The sequence below is a fragment of the Xanthomonas hortorum genome (assembly GCF_040279205.1).
Lineage (GTDB): Bacteria > Pseudomonadota > Gammaproteobacteria > Xanthomonadales > Xanthomonadaceae > Xanthomonas > Xanthomonas hortorum_F.
In genome coordinates, this window is sequence record NZ_JBEOLS010000076.1 from 1 (window position 1) to 18,031 (window position 18,031).

General features: G+C 61.0%; 16 protein-coding genes. 12 read left to right on the forward strand and 4 right to left on the reverse strand.

The window, feature by feature from the left end:
- Positions 1-467: 467 nt before the first annotated feature.
- Entirely contained in the window at positions 468-1,502 is a 1,035-nt protein-coding gene (locus ABS769_RS20425; protein ID WP_023903516.1) for a LysR family transcriptional regulator, read from the reverse strand.
- 128 nt (positions 1,503-1,630) lie between these two features.
- On the opposite strand from ABS769_RS20425, the gene ABS769_RS20430 reads away from it, so the two are divergent.
- The 6 genes from ABS769_RS20430 to ABS769_RS20455 all read left to right on the forward strand — a co-directional run bounded on the left by ABS769_RS20430 (position 1,631) and on the right by ABS769_RS20455 (position 9,276).
- A complete protein-coding gene (locus tag ABS769_RS20430; protein ID WP_317063047.1) occupies positions 1,631-1,858 on the forward strand; it encodes a hypothetical protein in 228 nt (75 codons plus the stop codon).
- Positions 1,855-2,622: an SDR family NAD(P)-dependent oxidoreductase gene (locus ABS769_RS20435; RefSeq protein ID WP_317063048.1), complete on the forward strand. Its 768-nt coding sequence runs from the start codon at positions 1,855-1,857 to the stop codon at positions 2,620-2,622. Before ABS769_RS20430 ends, ABS769_RS20435 begins: the two co-directional genes overlap by 4 nt.
- Positions 2,619-3,809 (forward strand): efflux RND transporter periplasmic adaptor subunit, encoded by a 1,191-nt coding sequence (locus tag ABS769_RS20440; RefSeq protein ID WP_317063049.1) that lies wholly within the window; start codon positions 2,619-2,621, stop codon positions 3,807-3,809. The genes ABS769_RS20435 and ABS769_RS20440 overlap by 4 nt, the downstream gene beginning before the upstream one ends.
- 105 nt (positions 3,810-3,914) lie before the next feature.
- Complete coding sequence (locus ABS769_RS20445) at positions 3,915-7,088, forward strand: efflux RND transporter permease subunit (protein WP_317063050.1); 3,174 nt, start codon at positions 3,915-3,917, stop codon at positions 7,086-7,088.
- A 38-nt stretch (positions 7,089-7,126) separates the two neighbouring features.
- Positions 7,127-7,858 carry an SDR family oxidoreductase gene (locus tag ABS769_RS20450; RefSeq protein WP_350498266.1) on the forward strand — a complete coding sequence of 244 codons (732 nt, stop codon included), beginning with the start codon at positions 7,127-7,129 and terminating at the stop codon, positions 7,856-7,858.
- Positions 7,852-9,276: an efflux transporter outer membrane subunit gene (locus tag ABS769_RS20455; protein ID WP_023903521.1), complete on the forward strand. Its 1,425-nt coding sequence runs from the start codon at positions 7,852-7,854 to the stop codon at positions 9,274-9,276. The genes ABS769_RS20450 and ABS769_RS20455 overlap by 7 nt, the downstream gene beginning before the upstream one ends.
- A gap of 45 nt (positions 9,277-9,321) precedes the next feature.
- Here the strand turns inward: ABS769_RS20455 and ABS769_RS20460 are convergent, their stop codons facing one another.
- Positions 9,322-10,296 carry a GGDEF domain-containing protein gene (locus ABS769_RS20460; protein WP_023903522.1) on the reverse strand — a complete coding sequence of 325 codons (975 nt, stop codon included), beginning with the start codon at positions 10,294-10,296 and terminating at the stop codon, positions 9,322-9,324.
- A 93-nt stretch (positions 10,297-10,389) separates the two neighbouring features.
- Between ABS769_RS20460 and ABS769_RS20465 the strand changes: the two genes are divergently transcribed.
- Positions 10,390-10,695, forward strand: coding sequence for a hypothetical protein (locus ABS769_RS20465; RefSeq protein ID WP_115036604.1), 306 nt, complete (start codon positions 10,390-10,392; stop codon positions 10,693-10,695).
- Positions 10,696-10,818: 123 nt separating this feature from the next.
- On the opposite strand, the gene ABS769_RS20470 is transcribed toward ABS769_RS20465, so the two are convergent.
- A complete protein-coding gene (locus ABS769_RS20470; protein WP_317063052.1) occupies positions 10,819-12,519 on the reverse strand; it encodes a sensor domain-containing diguanylate cyclase in 1,701 nt (566 codons plus the stop codon).
- Between the two features lie 338 nt (positions 12,520-12,857).
- On the opposite strand from ABS769_RS20470, the gene ABS769_RS20475 reads away from it, so the two are divergent.
- The 5 genes from ABS769_RS20475 (at position 12,858) to ABS769_RS20495 (ending at position 17,655) form a co-directional block, all read left to right on the forward strand.
- Positions 12,858-13,028, forward strand: a complete 171-nt coding sequence (locus tag ABS769_RS20475; RefSeq protein ID WP_350498267.1) for a hypothetical protein — start codon at positions 12,858-12,860, stop codon at positions 13,026-13,028.
- Between the two features lie 376 nt (positions 13,029-13,404).
- Positions 13,405-15,102: a DUF6119 family protein gene (locus tag ABS769_RS20480; protein ID WP_317063054.1), complete on the forward strand. Its 1,698-nt coding sequence runs from the start codon at positions 13,405-13,407 to the stop codon at positions 15,100-15,102.
- A 313-nt stretch (positions 15,103-15,415) separates the two neighbouring features.
- Positions 15,416-15,688 (forward strand): hypothetical protein, encoded by a 273-nt coding sequence (locus ABS769_RS20485; RefSeq protein ID WP_317063055.1) that lies wholly within the window; start codon positions 15,416-15,418, stop codon positions 15,686-15,688.
- Positions 15,689-15,715: 27 nt separating this feature from the next.
- Entirely contained in the window at positions 15,716-15,838 is a 123-nt protein-coding gene (locus ABS769_RS20490; protein WP_317063056.1) for a hypothetical protein, read from the forward strand.
- Positions 15,839-16,212: 374 nt separating this feature from the next.
- Entirely contained in the window at positions 16,213-17,655 is a 1,443-nt protein-coding gene (locus ABS769_RS20495) for a DUF6538 domain-containing protein (protein WP_317063057.1), read from the forward strand.
- An 89-nt stretch (positions 17,656-17,744) separates the two neighbouring features.
- On the opposite strand, the gene ABS769_RS20500 is transcribed toward ABS769_RS20495, so the two are convergent.
- Positions 17,745-18,031, reverse strand: a 287-nt coding sequence (locus ABS769_RS20500; protein ID WP_317063009.1) for a transposase, incomplete at its 5' end; no start/stop codon positions are given.

Consider the following 18,031-nt stretch of genomic DNA (forward strand, 5'->3'; position numbering starts at 1 on the left):
CCGCAAGTACGTCCATGTAGGCTCTTACGCGGCATCCATGCCGCGTAAGGTCCCGCGACGGTGGGCGGGCAAGGACCAGTCGAGAGTGTCGGTGTGCATGGTGCAAGCAATGCACGATGCATATTGTTCGGATAACGGTGAGTTCGGTCAGCTTTCCAACGCAAGCCGAGCACCAACAAGCTTTTAAGAAAGCAACCGACTAACTCTCTGGTGCGGTGTCCTCACCGATTGCGGGACCGTGTGGCGGCATGGATGCCGCCACCGAGCCTACACGGACGTACTTGCGGCGTGTCCCGCGAGCGGTGAGGGCACCGCGCCCTCGACTAACTCGGCTTTTGACCTGTAGCTAGGCTTTTGACCTAAATGTTGACTGCATCCAAACGTGCAACCGTACCCTCATCCGCCCTTCGGGCACCTTCTCCCGGAGGGAGAAGGGTTACCCCGTTTGGCGGCTGTTTGATTCGGCATTACGCGGTGACGTTTTCCAGGATGCGCTTGCCTTCGGCGCGCAATTTCGCCTCTGTGACCACCTCCACTTTCGCATCGTTGTCTGCTTTCTGCGCTGCCAGACGTGCCGGGCACTGCGCCATCATGTAGTCGGCGTCGAAGTTCATCCGGGTGACCAAAAAGTCCACAAAGGCGCGCACTTTCGGCGAGACCAAACGGCCGCCAGCAAACACTGCGTTGAAGTCGACCTCCGGGCCTGTCCAACCAGCGAGCACGCGGCGTACCAGGCCCGATTGCACGAACGGTTTGGCCATCACGTCGCCAGTCAATAGCAGGCCTTCGCCGCAGAGTACTGCACCGTTGAGCGCGGCGGGATCGTTGGCCACCATCAGCGGATTGACCGGGAAGTCGCGCACGTCGCTGCCATCACTGAGCGACCAGAAAAAGCGATTGTTGTGCACGTTGCGGTTCTTGCGCAGTGCCAGCGTGCGATGGAACTGCAGCTCGTCCGGATGCAGCGGTTCGCCATAGCGTTCGATATAGGACGGGCTGGCGAAGACCTGCGTGCGCAGGCTGCCGAGTTTGCGTGCGACCAGATTTGAATCCGGCAGCGCACCGACACGCAGCGCCAGATCGGCTTCGCCGCCGATCAGGTCCAGCTTCTCGTTGCCCAGGTGCATGTCCAGCTGTATCTCCGGATATTGCGCATGGAATTCGCCCAGCAACGGTGCGATCCAGGTGATGCCCAGCGAGTAGGGCACGGTAAAGCGCAACCAACCGCGCGGGCCTGACTGCAATTGCCCGACTGCGCTTTCGGCTTCTTCCAGTTCGCGGGCGATGCGTTGGCAATGTTCGTGATAGACCGAGCCGGCTTCGGTCAGGCCGATCCGGCGCGTGGTCCGATGCAGCAGGCGCGCGCCGAGCCGGGTTTCGAGTTCCTGCACCTTGCGACTGACGGTGGTCTTGGGCAGACCGAGCGCGTTGGCGGCGGCGATGAAACTACCTTGCTCGACCACCTTGACGAAGATCAGGGTGTCGTTGAGATCGTGGATCATGGGGGTGCCTTCGGGGGGGCAGGAGGATTGGACCGCTTACGGGACGATTATTCCCCTAAATCAGGACTAATCAAGTCCTGCTTTGAGGCCTAACTTGTACGTCACCCCCTCCATGCAGGAGCACGGCCATGTGGTTGTGCGACGTTTTCGGTTTCTCCTCCACCTCACGCAACGCGATTGAAGGTGCCTTCGATCCAGTGATTTCGTCGGCGAAAAGCCCGCGTGCCGGTGTTTCACGTACGTTTGCAGCGTCGCCGAAGCGTCAGGCCGGCGGTGCGCCGGCCAAACGGACTGGACTGCCCGCGCGCTGGATGCTGAGCGGAATTGTCCCGATGTCGGGAGTGAAAGTCCCATGACTGGGATGGTTCAATCCGAGACGGCTGTCATCGGTGGCGCGGGCAATGTGGGCGCCGGTATTGTCGCCGCGCTGCTCGATGCCGGCATGCGGGTGCTTGTGATTGGACGCGATGCTGCCAAGCTCGATGCGCTACGCGCGGAGCACGGCAACTCTCCTCTGTTGGACACCCTGCAAGGCTCGGTGGCCGACGACACCTCCGCGCAAGCGCTGGCGACCGAACTGGCGCAACGCCCACGTCCATTGGCGGCAGTGATCGCCAGCCTGGGCAGCCCGCTCAAGGCCGGCCGCTTGCTGGACCGCCCGGTCACCGCGTTGCGTCGCCGCCTGGAGCGCGACGTATTGCCACATCTGGCTGCTGCCCGTCATCTGTTGCCGCTGCTGAGCGAGGCCGATGGCGGCGGCCGCTATCTGTTGCTCGGCAGCCCGCTGCGTGCCTGGGCCGCGCATGGCGACATTTCCATTGCCGCTGCGGCCACCCGCATGCTCGCCCAGGTGCTGCACGAAGAAGCCAAACCGCTCGGCGTGCGTGTCCACCTATTGTCGATCGAGCAACCGGTGTGTACGCCCGGCCGCGCCAAGGATGCGTGTCCGGAGTGGATCCGCGCCGTGGATGTCGGTCGCGCCGCAGTCTCGCTGATCGCCGGGCCTGGCCAGCCCGGGCAAGCCATCGTGACCGTCAGCCGTCGCTTGCAGGCCGCTCCATCGGCCGACCGGCTTGCCGGTCTGCATTTTCCCATCCCCACCCGAGAGATTTCCCCATGACCCCGAACGCCACCCCGTTCCGTTTTCCCTTGCGTACTGTATTGACGGGCGCCGTACTCGCGGTTGTGCTGGCCGGTTGCGGCAGCAAGGCTGCCGAGACCGGCGCGCCGCCGCCGCCCAGCGTCAGCGTCGCCCCGGTGTTGCTGAAGGAGATCAGCCAGTGGGACGAATTCAGTGGCCGCATCGAGCCGGTGGAAAGCGTCGAGCTGCGCCCGCGCGTGTCCGGCTACATCGACAAGGTCAACTACGTCGAAGGCGCCGAAGTGAAGAAGGGCGATGTGCTCTTCAGCATCGACGACCGCAGCTACCGTGCTGAATTTGCGCGCGCCAACGCGGCGCTGGTGCGTGCACGCACGCAGGCCAACCTGGCCCGCAGCGAAGCGGCACGTGCGCGCAAGTTGTCCGAGCAGCAGGCCATTTCGACCGAAACCTGGGAGCAGCGCCGCGCCGCTGGCGACCAGGCCGATGCAGAGGTGCTGGCCGCGCAGGCCGCAGTGGATACCGCCAAGCTCAACCTGGACTGGACCCGCGTGCGCGCACCGATCGACGGCCGCGCCGGGCGTGCGATGGTCACCGCCGGCAACCTGGTCACGGCCAGCGACAGTGCCAGCGTGCTGACCACGTTGGTGTCGCTGGACAAGATGTTCGTCTACTTCGATGCCGACGAAGGCACCTTCCTGCGCTACTCGCAGATGACCCGCGATGGCGAGCGTCCGGACGCGCGTGGCGGCGAGTTGCCGGTGCGCATCGGCCTGGTCGGCGAGCAGGGGTTCCCGCATGCCGGGCGCGTGGATTTCCTGGATAACCAGGTCACCCGCAGCACCGGCACCATCCGCGTGCGCGCGGTGCTGGACAACGCGCAGCGGCAGTTCACGCCGGGCCTGTATGCCCACGTGCAACTGCTGGGTAGCGGCCAGTTCAAGGCCATGCTGGTCGACGAAAAAGCCGTGCTGACCGACCAGGACCGCAAGTACGTGTATGTGGTCGACAAGGACGGCAAGGCGCAACGGCGCGACATCGAGCTGGGCCGCAATGCAGACGGCCTGCGCATCGTGCGCAAGGGACTGGCCGCCGGCGACCGCGTGGTGGTCGATGGCGTGCAGAAGATCTTCATGCCTGGCATGCCGGTCGATGCCAAGACCGTGGCCATGGCCACGGCACCGGACAAGCGCACCGCCTCGAACTGATTCATCGCTGCATCGCGCCCGTGACCACCGGCCTTGAAACAAGGCCGGTTCGGGGCCGCTGTGCCGCGCCGCCACCCGGCGGCAACCTCTTTCAGGACCACCCCAATGGACTTTTCCCGTTTTTTCATCGACCGGCCGATCTTTGCCGCGGTGCTGTCGATCATCATCTTCGCTGCCGGCCTGATCGCCATGCCGCTGCTGCCCATCAGCGAGTACCCGGAAGTGGTGCCGCCGAGCGTGCAGGTGCGTGCGGTGTATCCGGGCGCCAATCCCAAGGTCATTGCCGAGACCGTCGCCACGCCGCTTGAGGAAGCCATCAACGGCGTGGAAGACATGATGTACATGAAGTCGGTCGCCGGCTCCGATGGCGTGCTGGTGGTCACCGTGACCTTCAAGCCGGGTACCGATCCGGACCAGGCGCAAGTGCAGGTGCAGAACCGCGTCAGCCAGGCGCAGGCGCGTCTGCCCGAGGACGTGCGGCGCCAGGGCGTGACCACGCAGAAGCAATCGCCGACGCTGACCATGGTTGTGCATCTGACCTCGCCCAAAGGCAAGTACAACTCGTTGTACCTGAGCAACTACGCGTTGCTGAAGGTCAAGGACGAGTTGTCGCGCCTGCCGGGTGTGGGCCAGATCCAGATCTTCGGTGCAGGCGATTACGCCATGCGCATCTGGCTGGACCCGGACAAGGTTGCCGCGCGCGGGCTCACCGCCAGCGATGTGGTCGCCGCGATCCGCGAGCAGAACGTGCAGGTCTCCGCCGGTCAGCTCGGTGCCGAGCCGATGCCCAACAAGAGCGATTTTCTGCTGTCGATCAACGCGCAGGGCCGCCTCACCACCGAAGAAGAGTTCGGCAACATCGTGATCCGCAGCGGCAACAGCGGCGAGATCGTGCGCCTGTCGGATGTGGCACGTCTGGAGCTGGGCGCCGGCAACTACACCTTGCGCTCGCAGCTGGACAACCAGAACGCTGTGGGCATGGGCGTGTTCCAGTCGCCGGGTGCCAACGCGATCGAATTGTCCGATGCGGTGCGCGCCAAGATGGCGGAGCTGGAAAAGCAGTTCCCGCAGGACATGGCGTGGTCGGCTGCGTACGACCCGACCGTGTTCGTGCGCGACTCGATCAGCGCGGTGGTGCACACGCTGCTGGAGGCGGTGCTGCTGGTGGTGCTGGTGGTGATCCTGTTCCTGCAGACCTGGCGTGCTTCGATCATCCCGTTGCTGGCAGTGCCGGTGTCGGTGGTCGGTACGTTTGCCGCACTGTATCTGCTGGGTTTTTCGATCAACACACTGAGCCTGTTCGGGCTGGTGCTGGCGATTGGCATCGTGGTCGACGATGCGATCGTGGTGGTGGAAAACGTCGAGCGCAACATCGAAGAAGGGCTGGCCCCGTTGGCTGCTGCGCATCAGGCGATGCGCGAGGTGTCCGGGCCGATCATCGCCATCGCGCTGGTGCTGTGCGCGGTGTTCGTGCCGATGGCGTTCCTGTCGGGCGTGACCGGCCAGTTCTACAAGCAGTTCGCGGTGACCATCGCCATTTCCACGGTGATTTCGGCGATCAATTCGCTGACCTTGTCGCCGGCACTGGCCGCCATGCTGCTCAAGCCGCATGACGCACCGAAGGATGGCCCGTCGCGGTTGATCGATCGCTTGTTCGGCTGGTTGTTCCGTCCGTTCAATCGCTTCTTCAACACCAGCTCGAACAAGTATCAGGGCGCGGTGTCGCGTGCGCTGGGCAAGCGCGGTGCGGTGTTCATGGTGTATCTGCTGCTGCTGGTGGCCACCGGTTTCATGTTCAAGGTGGTGCCGGGTGGCTTTATTCCGACCCAGGACAAGCTGTATCTGATTGCCGGTACCAAACTGCCGGAAGGCGCCTCGCTGGAGCGCACCAACGAGGTGATCCGTCAGATCACCCAGATCGCGCTGCAGACCGAAGGCGTGGACCACGCGATCGCGTTCCCGGGTCTGAATCCGCTGCAGTTCACCAACACGCCTAACACCGGCACGGTGTTCCTCACCCTCAAGCCGTTTAGCCAGCGCAGCCGCACGGCCGAGCAGATCAATGCGGAGATCAACGCACGCATCAGCCAGATCCAGCAGGGCTTTGCGTTTGCGTTCATGCCGCCGCCGATTCTGGGTCTGGGGCAGGGCTCGGGCTACTCGCTGTATATCCAGGACCGTGCCGGTCTGGGCTATGGCCAGTTGCAGAGTGCGGTCAATGCGATGTCCGGTGCGATCTCGCAAACGCCGGGCATGCAGTTCCCGATCGGCACGTATCAGGCCAACGTGCCGCAGCTCGACGCCAAGGTCGATCGCGACAAGGCCAAGGCGCAGGGCGTGCCGCTGACCAATCTGTTCGACACGCTGCAGACTTATCTGGGTTCGTCGTACATCAACGACTTCAATCGCTTCGGTCGCACCTACCAGGTGATCGCCCAGGCCGATGGACAGTTCCGCGACAGTGTCGAAGACATCGCCAACCTGCGCACCCGCAACGATCGCGGGCAGATGGTGCCGATCGGCAGCATGGTCACGCTGGGCCAGACCTATGGCCCGGACCCGGTGATCCGCTACAACGGCTATCCGGCCGCCGATCTGATCGGCGAAGCTGATCCGCGCGTGCTCTCGTCCACACAGGCGATGCAGACGCTGGCCGGCATGGCGTCGAAAGTGTTGCCCAACGGCATGAACATCGAGTGGACCGATCTGAGCTATCAGCAATCCATCCAGGGCAACTCGGCGTTGATCGTGTTCCCGATGGCGGTGTTGCTGGCGTTCCTGGTGCTGGCCGCCTTGTACGAAAGCTGGACCTTGCCGCTGGCGGTGATCCTGATCGTGCCGATGACCTTGCTGTCCGCTTTGTTCGGCGTGTGGCTCACCGGCGGCGACAACAACGTGTTCGTGCAGGTGGGTCTGGTAGTGCTGATGGGCCTGGCGTGCAAGAACGCGATCCTGATCGTGGAGTTCGCCCGCGAACTCGAAATGCACGGCAAGGGCATCGTCGAAGCCGCGCTGGAAGCCTGCCGCCTGCGTCTGCGCCCGATCGTGATGACCTCCATCGCCTTCATCGCCGGCACCGTGCCGCTGGTGTTCGGCCATGGCGCTGGCGCCGAAGTGCGCTCGGTCACCGGCATCACCGTGTTCGCCGGCATGCTCGGTGTGACCTTGTTCGGCCTGTTCCTGACCCCGGTGTTCTACGTGGCCCTGCGCAAGTGGGTGACCCGTGGCGAACAACCCGCCGCGCCGGCTGCCGTCTCGCATGAACCCGTCAAGGCGTAAGCGCCGCGGTGCATTCCATCCATTCGAAGGATTTTGAAATGAGCAACAGCAAAATTGCATTGGTCACCGGTGCCACCCGCGGCATCGGCCTGGAAACCGTTCGGCAATTGGCCCAGGCCGGCGTGCACACGCTGCTGGCCGGCCGCAAGCGCGATGACGCGGTCGCCGCCGCACTCAAGCTGCAGGCCGAAGGCCTGCCGGTGGAAGCCATCCAGCTCGACGTCGATGACGACATCAGCATCGCCGCGGCGGTCGGCACGGTAGAACAGCGTCATGGCCACCTGGACATCCTGATCAACAACGCCGGCATCATGATCGAGGACATGCAGCGCACGCCGTCGCAGCAGAGCCTGGAGGTGTGGAAGCGCACCTTCGACACCAACCTGTTCGCGGTCGTCAGCGTCACCAAGGCATTCCTGCCGCTGCTGCGTCGCTCGCTGGCCGGGCGCATCGTCAATGTGTCCAGCATGCTCGGCTCGCTGACCCTGCATACCCAGCCCGGTTCGCCGATCTACGACTTCAAGATTCCCGCCTACGATGCCTCCAAGAGTGCGGTCAACAGCTGGACGGTGCATCTGGCCCATGAGTTGCGCGACACCGCCATCAAGGTCAACACCGTGCATCCGGGCTACGTCAAAACCGACATGAACGGTGGCGGCGGCGAGATCGAGGTGGAGCAGGGCGCGCACAGCAGCGTGCAGATGGCATTGCTCGACGCGCACGGCGCCACCGGCAGCTTTACGCATCTCGGAGAAGTGTTGCCATGGTAAGGACATTCTTGAGCGTGGCACTGGCCGCGCTGGTGCTCAGCGGTTGTGCGGTCGGCCCGGATTACCGGCCCGACCCGCCCGCTGCGGTGACGCTGCAGGGCGCGCAGGACGCGGCCTACAGTGCCGAGTCGCCGGTCGGCAACTGGTGGTCGCAGTTCGACGACCCGGTGCTGGAGCAACTGGTGCGCGATGGCTTGTTTGCCAACCACGATCTGCGCATCGCCGTCTCGCGCGTCAAGCAGGCGCGTGCGGTGTTCGTCGAACGTCGTCTGGACCAGGCCCCGCACATCACTGCGCAGGGCAGCTTCGATCGGCGCGAACAACAGCAGGTGATTGCCGGCAATCAGCGTTTCCTCACTGAACAGACCACCCTGGGTCTGGATGCGGCCTGGGAGCTGGATCTGTTCGGTCGTCAGCGGCGTGCGTCGGAAGCGGCGCGTGCCGATCTGGAAGCCGAGCAAGCCGGTTTGCTCGACGTGCAGGTCACGGTCGCAGCCGAAGTGGCGCGCAACTATTTCGAGTTGCGTGGCACGCAGAAGCAGCTGGATGTCTCCAAGCGCACGCTGACCAACCTGCACGACACCCAGAAACTGACGCAGACGCGTTGGGACCTGGGCGCCGGCAGCGAGCTGGAAGTGCAGAGCAGCCTGGCGCGACTGAAGGCGATCGAGGCGGATATTCCGTTGCTGGAAACCGCCGAGGCGCAATACCGTCACCGTCTGGCCGTGTTGCTCGGCCAGGCGCCGGACGCGCTGGATGCCACCCTGGTACCGCGCACCACGCCCGCGTTCGCACGTGCGTTGCCGCTGGGCGACACCGCCGGGCTGCTGCGTCAGCGACCGGACGTGCGCAGTGCAGAACGTCGCCTGGCGGCAGCCACCGCGCAGGTTGGCGTTGCGACTGCTGACCTGTTCCCGCGCATCAGCGTGAGCGGCTTTGTCGGTTTCCTGTCCGGCGATGCGGCCAGGCTGACCGAGGGCAGCGGCAAGGCCTGGTCGATCACCCCGTCGATCAGCTGGGCAGCGTTCGACTTCGGCACCGTGCGTGCACGCCTGCGTGCCAGCAAGGCGCAGGCCGAAGGCGCGCTGGCGCAATACCAGCAGGCCGTGTTGCTGGCGTTGGAAGACACCGAGAACGCACTGATCGGCTACGGCCGCCAGCAGGCGCGTCTGGCGATCGTGGTGGAGCAGGCCAATGCCGCACGGCGTGCCGAACAGTTGGCGCAGATCCGCTACCGCGAGGGTTCGGAAGACTTCCTCACGCTGCTGGATGCACAACGCACCCAACTGGCCGCAGACGATGCGTTGGCACAGGCCGAAGCGGCGGTGAATGTTGGTGTGGTCGGGGTCTACAAAGCGCTGGGCGGCTGGAAGCAGGGTGAAGCACCTGCGGTACCGGTGGCTGTGGTCAATCGTTGAAGCAGGCATGCGGGGCGGCCAAGGTGTCGCCCCGCAACCGGTGGGTCAGTCGGCAACCCGCACGCTATCGCGGCCGCCGTTCTTGGCCAGATACAGCGCCGCATCGGCGCGTGAAAACCAGTCCTGCCAATGCGTCTCGCCATCGTGGCGGGCCGCACCCAGCGACACCGTGATACGTCCGCCCGGGCCGCGCAGGCCATTGCGAATGACCTTGCGCAGGCGCTCGGTCGCCGCTTCCAGTTCCTGCAGCGAGCCGGCGCGCAACAACACCACGAATTCTTCGCCGCCGAAGCGGAACACCTGATGTGGATCGCGTACCTCGTAGCGCAGGATGGTGGCCAGATCCGAGAGTGCGGCATCGCCTGCGGCATGCCCGTACAGATCGTTGACCTCCTTGAAATGATCCAGGTCCAGGATGATCAGGCTGTTGAGCCGATCATGCGGTTGCCGCTGATCGATCTGATGGGTGAGCGCACGTTCGAGCATGCGTCGGTTGGGCAAACCAGTGAGCGCATCCAGCGAGGCCAGCTCTTCCAGATGCACGCGGTCGTCCTGCATGCGCAGCGAAAACGCATACCCCACCGTCAGCGTCACCAAGGTCACCACGACCGTCGACACGCCTTGACCAGGGCTGACGATCAAACCGGGCAACAACAACAGTGCCGCCAACAGCGGCAGGCTGAGCAGCACCGCACGTTGCGGCCCGCATAGAAAATAATTGGTCGCCAGCACCGGAAACAGCCAGGGCAGCGCGCCATCGCCGCCGGTCCAGCACGCCACCAGGCACCCGCTCACATTGATCGATGCCAGCCACACCCCGCCCACACCGGTGCGGTCGGCACTGCGCATCTGCCAGCCGCGCCATACCGCAAGCACACCGAGCGTTGCGGTGATCAGGCAGGCGACGACCTGACCGGTCATGGCCAGGTACACCGCATAGAGGCAGAGCAACAGCGCGGTAATTGGCCCAAGCATCTTGACGATGCCGAGGCGGAAATCCCGCCGCAGGTGGAGGATCACAGGGAAGGTTCTATAGGAGTCGGCATCATTATCGGCTGCGCACTGTGGAAATTGAGCGTGCAGTGCCGCTGCATCGGGTAGGAAGATGAAGCATTGCAGGGCAGGACTTCGCACCTTGTTGACGGCCTTGCCGCAACCGTGTCCGCTCTGCCATTGGAGTCTGCCATGCCTACCCGCGAAGAACTCGAGACGCGCCTGGATGCGTTGCAGGATGCATTGCCGCAGCTGTCGGCCGATGAAGATGCGGATTTCGACTATCTCGATTTCCAGGCGCGCGCCGAAGCCCTGCTGAGCAGCGTCGAGCCCGAAGAGGCTGCCTATGTGCGGACCCGCGTCGATGCAATGCTTGCCGGCGCCGGCCTGATTCCAACCGACGAAGACGGGCAGGCCTGCGTTTGAGTCTTGCTCTGCATGATTGGCAATACGAGGGTGCGGCAGTCAGGTGGGCGCGACCCGACCGCGAGGCGGCATCTGCAGATCGCATTCCTGGCGACAGTGCGCCTTGTTGCAGCTGATCGACGATTACAATGCGGCAGTCGAAGCGCCCGCGCTCACCACCTGATTGCGCCCAGCCTGTTTGGCCCGGTACAGCGCCTCGTCCGCACGCCGCAGCAGCTGCGTTGCATTGCCCGCATGCTCGGGGAAGCTGGCTGCACCAAACGATGCGGTGATCTTGGGTAGCGATACCCCGTCGGCCATGACCTGCAAGGCCTCGATGCCCACACGCAACTTCTCGGCCATCTTGCTGGCGGTGGAGAGATCCACTTCCGGCAGGATGATGGTCAATTCTTCGCCACCATAGCGGCAGCAGATGTCTTCGCCGCGCATCTGCGTCAGCAGGAATTCGCCAATCGCCGCCAGCACGCGATCGCCACCACTGTGCCCATGCAGATCGTTGAACTGTTTGAAATGGTCCACGTCCAGCATCAACACCGACAACGGCAGCGCCCGACGCGTGCAGCGCGCCAGTTCGTGGTTGAGCGCCTCTTCCAGATAGCGGCGGTTGTACAGACCGGTCAACGGATCGCGGATGGATTGCTGACGCAGCGTCTCGCGCAAACGCAGGTTGTGCAGCGCCAGCGACAGTTGTTCTGCGGCCGCTTCGGCCACGGTCAACGAGGTCAGTTCGCGCGGATCCTCGCTGCGCAACGCCAGCATGCCCAATTGCGTGCCCTGCGCCGACAACGGAATGCAGACCGTGCTCGCATGCGCCGGAAGATTGGCGCCGGCATGTTGGCAGACCATGCCCAGACTGATGTCTTCCACCACATGCGTGCGATCGCGACGCAGCGCCCAACAGTCGTGCGGCGCAATGCTGGCACTGTCGTCGTCGGCCATCGCGCCCCAGGTGACCACCGGCTCGGCGCGATCGCGTGAGGCGCGCAGCAGGTAGACCGCGCCGGAAGCACCCGGGAGCAACGGTGCGATCGTCCGTGCAGTGATTTCCAGCGCTTCTTCGGCATCGCGACAGTTCTGCAGTAGCCCCGAATAGCGCGACAGCGCCTCCAGCCCGGCAGAGGTGCGTTCGAGTGCAGCGAACGACTCCGCCAGCCGCTCGCTGGTGCTGCTGGCCTCGTCTTCGGCACGGATGCGCCGTTCCAGCTCGCGCGACAGCAGGCGGTAGGCAAGCAACATCACTAATAGCCCGCTGATGATGCCGATCACGGTGCTACGCAGCACCCACTGCGCGCTGGTCTGGTTGGTCTCGGTACGCGTCACCAACTGGCGGCGTTCCAGCTCGGTCATGGTTTGCACCTGGCGACGCAGCGTGGAGGAGGTCTGGAACACCCCGCGCGCAATCGATGCGCGCGCGCCATTCAGACCGCTTGCGCGGTAGCTGTGCAACAGGTCGTTGATCTGCACCAGGCGCGTGTCCATCAACCGCCGCAGCAGCACGACATTGCGCTCCTGCGCCACGTTGTCCTGTACCAGCGCTTCCAGGCGCACGATGCGTTCGGGCAGGCGTCCGATCGCATCGGCATACACGCCCAGAAATGCCTCGTTATCGGTCAGCACATAGCCACGCACAGACGACTCCGCCGACAGCATGCCGGCCTGGATTTCATCGATGGCGGCGATTACTTCCTGCGTATGCGTCACCCAGCCTGCGTCGGAGAGCGAACGCTGCGTGGTGAAATAACCGCCCACACCGATCAGCACGAAGATCACCCCGCCGAGCAGTAAAGCCCCGGCGGCATGGCGTTTTGCTTTTTTGGTCAACACCGTGTTCCCCAACACTGATCGTCTGGTAGAGGCTGATGCAAAGCGCGTGCCTACGCTTCACCTCGTTTGGCCGTTCGTTCAGAATTCCGGTAGTGACAGTGAGGCGCGTGCCGAGAACGGTGCGTCGATGTCGCGTGGCATGTTGGCGCCGCCCACACGTCTTGGTCACTCGTTGGATGCTGGTGCCCATCGATTGTGCTGGTGCTCGGCGCGCCGCGCTTATGTCACGGATTCTGTGTGGTGCAACTACAGCTCACGGATACCTGCAGCCACAACGCTGGCACGAGGTTTGCTCTCACTGCATCAGATGCTGGGGAGTGTCTCCAGAGGAGCGTGAGATGGAAAAGCCCAACAAGAGCGCCCTGGTCCTGCTGCAGCAAGAAGCCACCGAATTACTGCAGCTTTTCGACCGATTGCGCGGCGATGCCTTGCCCGTGGAGGCGAACTCGCCACAGATCGCGGTCGCGCCGACCATGGCCTCCGAACAGACGGGCCACGTCACTATCTGACGCAATACGCAGCGAAGGGCGCGGCGCTTCATCGGATGGGCCGTCGATCCGACGACTTTGCAGCGCCCATGAAAAAGGCCGGGAACCCTCTGCATCGAGAGCTCCGGCCTCAGTCGGTCGTCTTAGGACCGTTGTTTGGTGGAGGTGGGCGGAGCCTGAAGACGCCCTTACGCAAGCCATTGACCCTAAAGCATTTCGGGTCTTCCAGCTGAGCCTGATTTGATACCTCCGATGATACCTCGAGATGGATCAAGAACGGTGCGCCCACCATGCCGCTAGGGGAGAAAACGACGAAAGCCCATCAAAGTCAGACTTTTCCTACCCCTCCATGTGGCCAAAGTGGTGGCACACTCGGCTGAACTGCCGAGGCGGAGCCTTGGGATACAAAGTCTGTGGCGTCATCCAGGGGGGAGAGGCGTTGGCTACGTTTACGATCTATCTGCTTCGCGAGTCTGTCAAAACCGCAAGAGATGCTGTCATTGATGGTGCAAGAGAGCATGCCATTGAAGATGGGCTTTCAAAATATGGACAGTTGTTCGTCAAGGACACAAAGCCCAAGCCACCCAAATGGGCTGAGCTGTTCGAAAGCTACATCGACAAAAAGCTTCTCGGGACTGTCCAGTCCTCTTCGGCAGCTTTTATCATTCCAGTCGATCAACGCCTCTTTGCCCTAACTTTTGGACAAGGTCGCTTTTTGCTCCACCCGGATGCCTATGAAGAACGGTTTGGATTGATCGTAACGCTCAACTCAATTAATTCCGATGCCCTGCGAAGTATTGATAAGCGGGCATTCGTCGAAGACCAAAATAGTAGGGTTCAAACAGCGCAAGCCGCGTCAGCGTTAAGTTTTGGAGTCGACATCGAACGCGATTTAGTTCGCGGCATTGTAGGTCGCCCCGTGGATTTCAGGCTTGGGAGAAGATTGGCTGGCGCTGATGCTTTAACGGTCACCTCAGACGTCAGAGTTCCTGGACTCAAATCTTTATTGCGGCGTTACCTTAAAAAATTCGAGTCCAAAGACTACCAAGCCAATTTTCCGTGGATCGATCAAGTTCGCCAGTTGATCCCCAAGGGAACAGTTGCCACCAAATTAGATGCCATGCTTGTCGATAAGGTAAAAGAGGCCTGGCACAACAATGGTGTGGTCGATGGTTGCTGGCTAGCAGTTCCCGACATCGTAGATTGGGAAAAAGTCGATGGATTTAAATTCACAAGCTCAAAGGGGGAGGGTGTATCCAGTGATCTGCGCTTTCGGGCTTTGATTGCTGCGTATCCTGGTGAAGAGCCTAGTCTGTCGTTTCTTCGTAAGCATTACGCGATGTCTGTTAATGAAGACGAAAAAACAGTGGACAGATGGGCGCTGTATCGCTGCATTCACTGTGAGATTGACGACGAGGGAAAGTCTTACATTCTTTCCGCAGGGCGATGGTTTGAAGTTGACAAAGAATTTGTAAGTGCAATTGAGAGAGCTTTCAAGGACATCGACAAGTATCCTCACGCATTGCCTCTTTATAATCATCGGGATGAAGGGCACTACAACGAGTCTGTTGCGGACGAAAGCGCTGGCAGGTGGTGCTTAATGGATAAAAAGATGCTTCGTGTTGGTGGGATTCACGATAAGGTTGAGTTTTCTGATCTTTATGGTGGCGGCGAAATCATCCATGTAAAGCATTATGGAAGTTCTGCAGTCTTAGCCCATTTGTTCAATCAGGGCCTTGTGTCTGGCGAATTGCTCCGATCGCATGAGCCGTATGTCTCACTTGCCAACGAAGAGCTTTTAAAAACCCACCAGCTTCCTTTGGACCCAGTTGGTGAGAAGTTCTCTATCCGGGATGTGGCGAAATACACCATCATCTTTGCTGTTATTAGTCAGTCCAACAAGCCAGATCTTCACCTGCCATTTTTCGCGAAGGTGATCCTGAAAAGTGTTCATGCAAGGCTGGTGGAACTGGGATATGCAAATGTGATGCTTGCTAAGGTGGATTGCAGCACTGACGTCTCTGTCGCAAAAGTCAAACCTACGCCAATAAGAAAAAGGCGGGCCCGGCACTCCGGCTTGCGTCGTGCCGGTTAAGGAGATGGCATTCATGAATGGATTGATCGCATTGGAAATCTGCAAGACTGAGAAGTTCGATGTTGATGGAGAAAAAGGAGTGGAAGGCCAAGCGCCCCAATGAAAAGTTCTCCAAGCATCTAGGATGAAGTTGAAAATGTCTCGTATCGCGATGGCTATGTCTCGACAAATCAAGCTTAAGTGGATTAAGATCGATACCTAATCAATCCATCTAAGCAGAATCCGCTCGCGGGCCAACTTAATCCGTGAGTTAGAGCAAGGGAGAGTCGCGAGGTGTCATGAGAGTGGGTGGGACGGCAGTTCAATCAACCTGATGTATCAACAATCTCATCTGGAAGAAAAAAGCAGTCGTTCGGTGGGTTCGATTCTCACCGATGGTAAGGAAGTTATGTTTAACTCAACTCAAACGCAGACCAAGGAGAAGCGTATGAATAATTTGTCATTCAATATTAATCTGAAGTCCAAGTGGGTTGTTGGGTTGTCCGTCCTTACCTCGCTAGGTTTGTGTGGTGTATGCCTCACCCAGCCTCATGACACTTTTTACCCCGATAATTTATTCCAACTGCGCGGCTTAGCCCAGCCGTGAGGCCTACTTCTTACATCGGAAATCTTCATGCGTCACAAGCTGGCGGGTAGAGACGGCGTTTTGATTTCCATTCCCGAGGGCGGCCACGGCTTGCAAGAACCGGATCTGCATTCTCATCATCAAATCATCAAAACGGTTGCTGCGGACTAGATGCTGTCACTTCGGCATATCGGCGGTTAGAAAAGGTCTGAGCTTAGTAAGCGGGAATCGGGCGCCACCGTATGGGGCGCGCCGCCAGATGGTCGTCCTATTTGAGAGGCCCAGCCCGCAGTCCAGCTTGCTGCCGCGTCTTGTCTTGCCGCACCCCAAGACCGACGCCTCAGGGTCTGGCGATAGGCCAAGCCCACGACTACTGACAGCGACTCGCGCAAAGCGAAGCCGCAACCTTGACCACCAGTTGCCTCCGGCGATAGTGCTGCCCCCGCACTCGATTTAAGAGGTTGATCGGTCCGCGCTGTCGTCGTTTTCGGAGCCCAACAGGAGTTCCAAGGGAGGCAAGGCAGTGCGCAGCCGGTTCGTTGTTGATGCGTATCCCTCAGTATTTGTCGCGTTCGTTGCCCTCCGGTCGATGGTCCTTTCGGCAGCGGGTTCCCGCTGACCTCCAACCGCTGCTTGGCTTGCGGGCGATCAAGCGCACCTTGCACACCACTGTTTTGGAAGAGGCGCAACTGCGAGCGGCCACCTTGGCATCTCACTACGAGCGGCTGTTCGCTCGATTGCGGGACGACGGATTGGATCAGCGCAGTCGGGCAGACGCTTCCGCCTTGGTGGCATCCGCCTCTGCAATACCCTTCCGCAACCTGACCTTGCATCGAACCAGGATGCTGGACGGAACGGTGTATGAGCGTTGGCAAATCGACAGCACCAAAGGCGTGAGATTGTTTCGAGAACTCCACGAAGGCCTCCGCTCGGAAGGCGAACGACCAATCCCACTGCCGGCGTCGCCACTGGCCGTGGCAGCGTATGTCTCCAAGCTCGGCTCGACCCTTGAGCCAATGACGCTTGGGAAGGCGCGGCATGCGTGGTTGGCGACCTTGAAGGGCCGCACCTTGCCGAAGACCTATGTCATCAAGAAGTCGGCCATCCAAGCATTGGTGGACTACCTGGGTGAGAAGACGAAGATCCATACGATCACGCGGTCAGACCTAGCTCGCTGGTATCAGCAGATGCGGAAGGAGGGCGCTTCCACACCAACGCTGACGAACAAGCAGAGCTACATGGGCGGGAAGGGAGGCTTCTTCGATTGGGCGATGGCCTCCGGTCACTACCCCCAAGGCGATAACCCGGCGAAGGGTCATGTGAGCTATTCGGCAAGGGAACGGCGGGCTCGACGGAAGCTTGGGTTTAAGGCTTTTGATCGTGAGCAAATCCAGGCAATCTTCTCGCCGGTCAACTTCCCCAGGCTTTCTCCAAATGCCCGCTGGGCAGCGCTCATTGGCCTTTACACGGGAGCCAGATCCTCTGAGGTTGGGCAGTTGTTGGTGGCGGATGTGTTCAACGAGGACAACATCCCTTGCATCCGGATTTCAGATGAGGGAGAGCACCAGAAGGCCAAAACCGAGGTAAGCCTGCGCACTGTGCCCATCCATCCCGAGCTGCTGGCGCTGGGGTTTTGGGACTGGGTTGAGAGCCGAAAGGCTGCTGGTCACAAGCGCTTGTTCCCGCACGCCAAAGCAGACGCGATGAACGGGCAAGGGAACTGGATCACGAAGGCGTTTAGCCGCTATCTGGGCGAGATCGGCAAGGATTGGCCTAAGGCCAAGCGCGGGTTCCACTCGTTGCGAAAGACCTTCATCCAAAAGCTGCAAGGCCTGGGTGTGTCTTCCGAGCTGCGTGCGCAGATCGTGGGGCACGAATTGGATGATGAGCATCACGCAACTTATAGCCGCGACTTCACTGTCGGGGAAAAACTGAATGGGTTAGGTTCATATTCACCTGGGCTAAGCCGAATTTTATTTTTTCATTAATCTGTTTTTCGTAATGGGTGGGTTATTTCTGTAGTGCGGAAAATATAATATGGCGTTGACATTTGATGGGGCAATGTTATTAGGGCCTGTTAACACATCCGAAGCCCATCAACGACTAGGACGAAGCTGAGGAATCCAAGGAACATGACATCCAGCTTCTCGAAGCGCGAGAAAATCCGGCGGTAGCCTTTCAAGCGACGGAACAGTCTCTCCACTTCGTTGCGCCGCTTGTACATCTGCCGGTTGTACTCCCAAGGCTCGACCCGATTGGATTTCGGCGGGACCACCGGCACGAAGCCAAGATCGAGCGCTAACTGGCGGGTTTCGTTGCCTTCGTAAGCACGGTCCATCAACAAATGAATCGGCCGCTCCACTG

Bases quoted from the DNA above. Each gene is read 5' to 3' on its own strand.
- ABS769_RS20425 (WP_023903516.1), bottom strand. From the start codon at position 1,502: ATGATCCACGATCTCAACGACACCCTGATCTTCGTCAAGGTGGTCGAG.
- ABS769_RS20430 (WP_317063047.1), top strand. From the start codon at position 1,631: ATGTGGTTGTGCGACGTTTTCGGTTTCTCCTCCACCTCACGCAACGCG.
- ABS769_RS20485 (WP_317063055.1), top strand. From the start codon at position 15,416: ATGTATCAACAATCTCATCTGGAAGAAAAAAGCAGTCGTTCGGTGGGT.
- ABS769_RS20475 (WP_350498267.1), top strand. From the start codon at position 12,858: ATGGAAAAGCCCAACAAGAGCGCCCTGGTCCTGCTGCAGCAAGAAGCC.
- ABS769_RS20455 (WP_023903521.1), top strand. From the start codon at position 7,852: ATGGTAAGGACATTCTTGAGCGTGGCACTGGCCGCGCTGGTGCTCAGC.
- ABS769_RS20495 (WP_317063057.1), top strand. From the start codon at position 16,213: ATGCGTATCCCTCAGTATTTGTCGCGTTCGTTGCCCTCCGGTCGATGG.
- ABS769_RS20490 (WP_317063056.1), top strand. From the start codon at position 15,716: ATGCGTCACAAGCTGGCGGGTAGAGACGGCGTTTTGATTTCCATTCCC.
- ABS769_RS20445 (WP_317063050.1), top strand. From the start codon at position 3,915: ATGGACTTTTCCCGTTTTTTCATCGACCGGCCGATCTTTGCCGCGGTG.
- ABS769_RS20435 (WP_317063048.1), top strand. From the start codon at position 1,855: ATGACTGGGATGGTTCAATCCGAGACGGCTGTCATCGGTGGCGCGGGC.
- ABS769_RS20450 (WP_350498266.1), top strand. From the start codon at position 7,127: ATGAGCAACAGCAAAATTGCATTGGTCACCGGTGCCACCCGCGGCATC.
- ABS769_RS20440 (WP_317063049.1), top strand. From the start codon at position 2,619: ATGACCCCGAACGCCACCCCGTTCCGTTTTCCCTTGCGTACTGTATTG.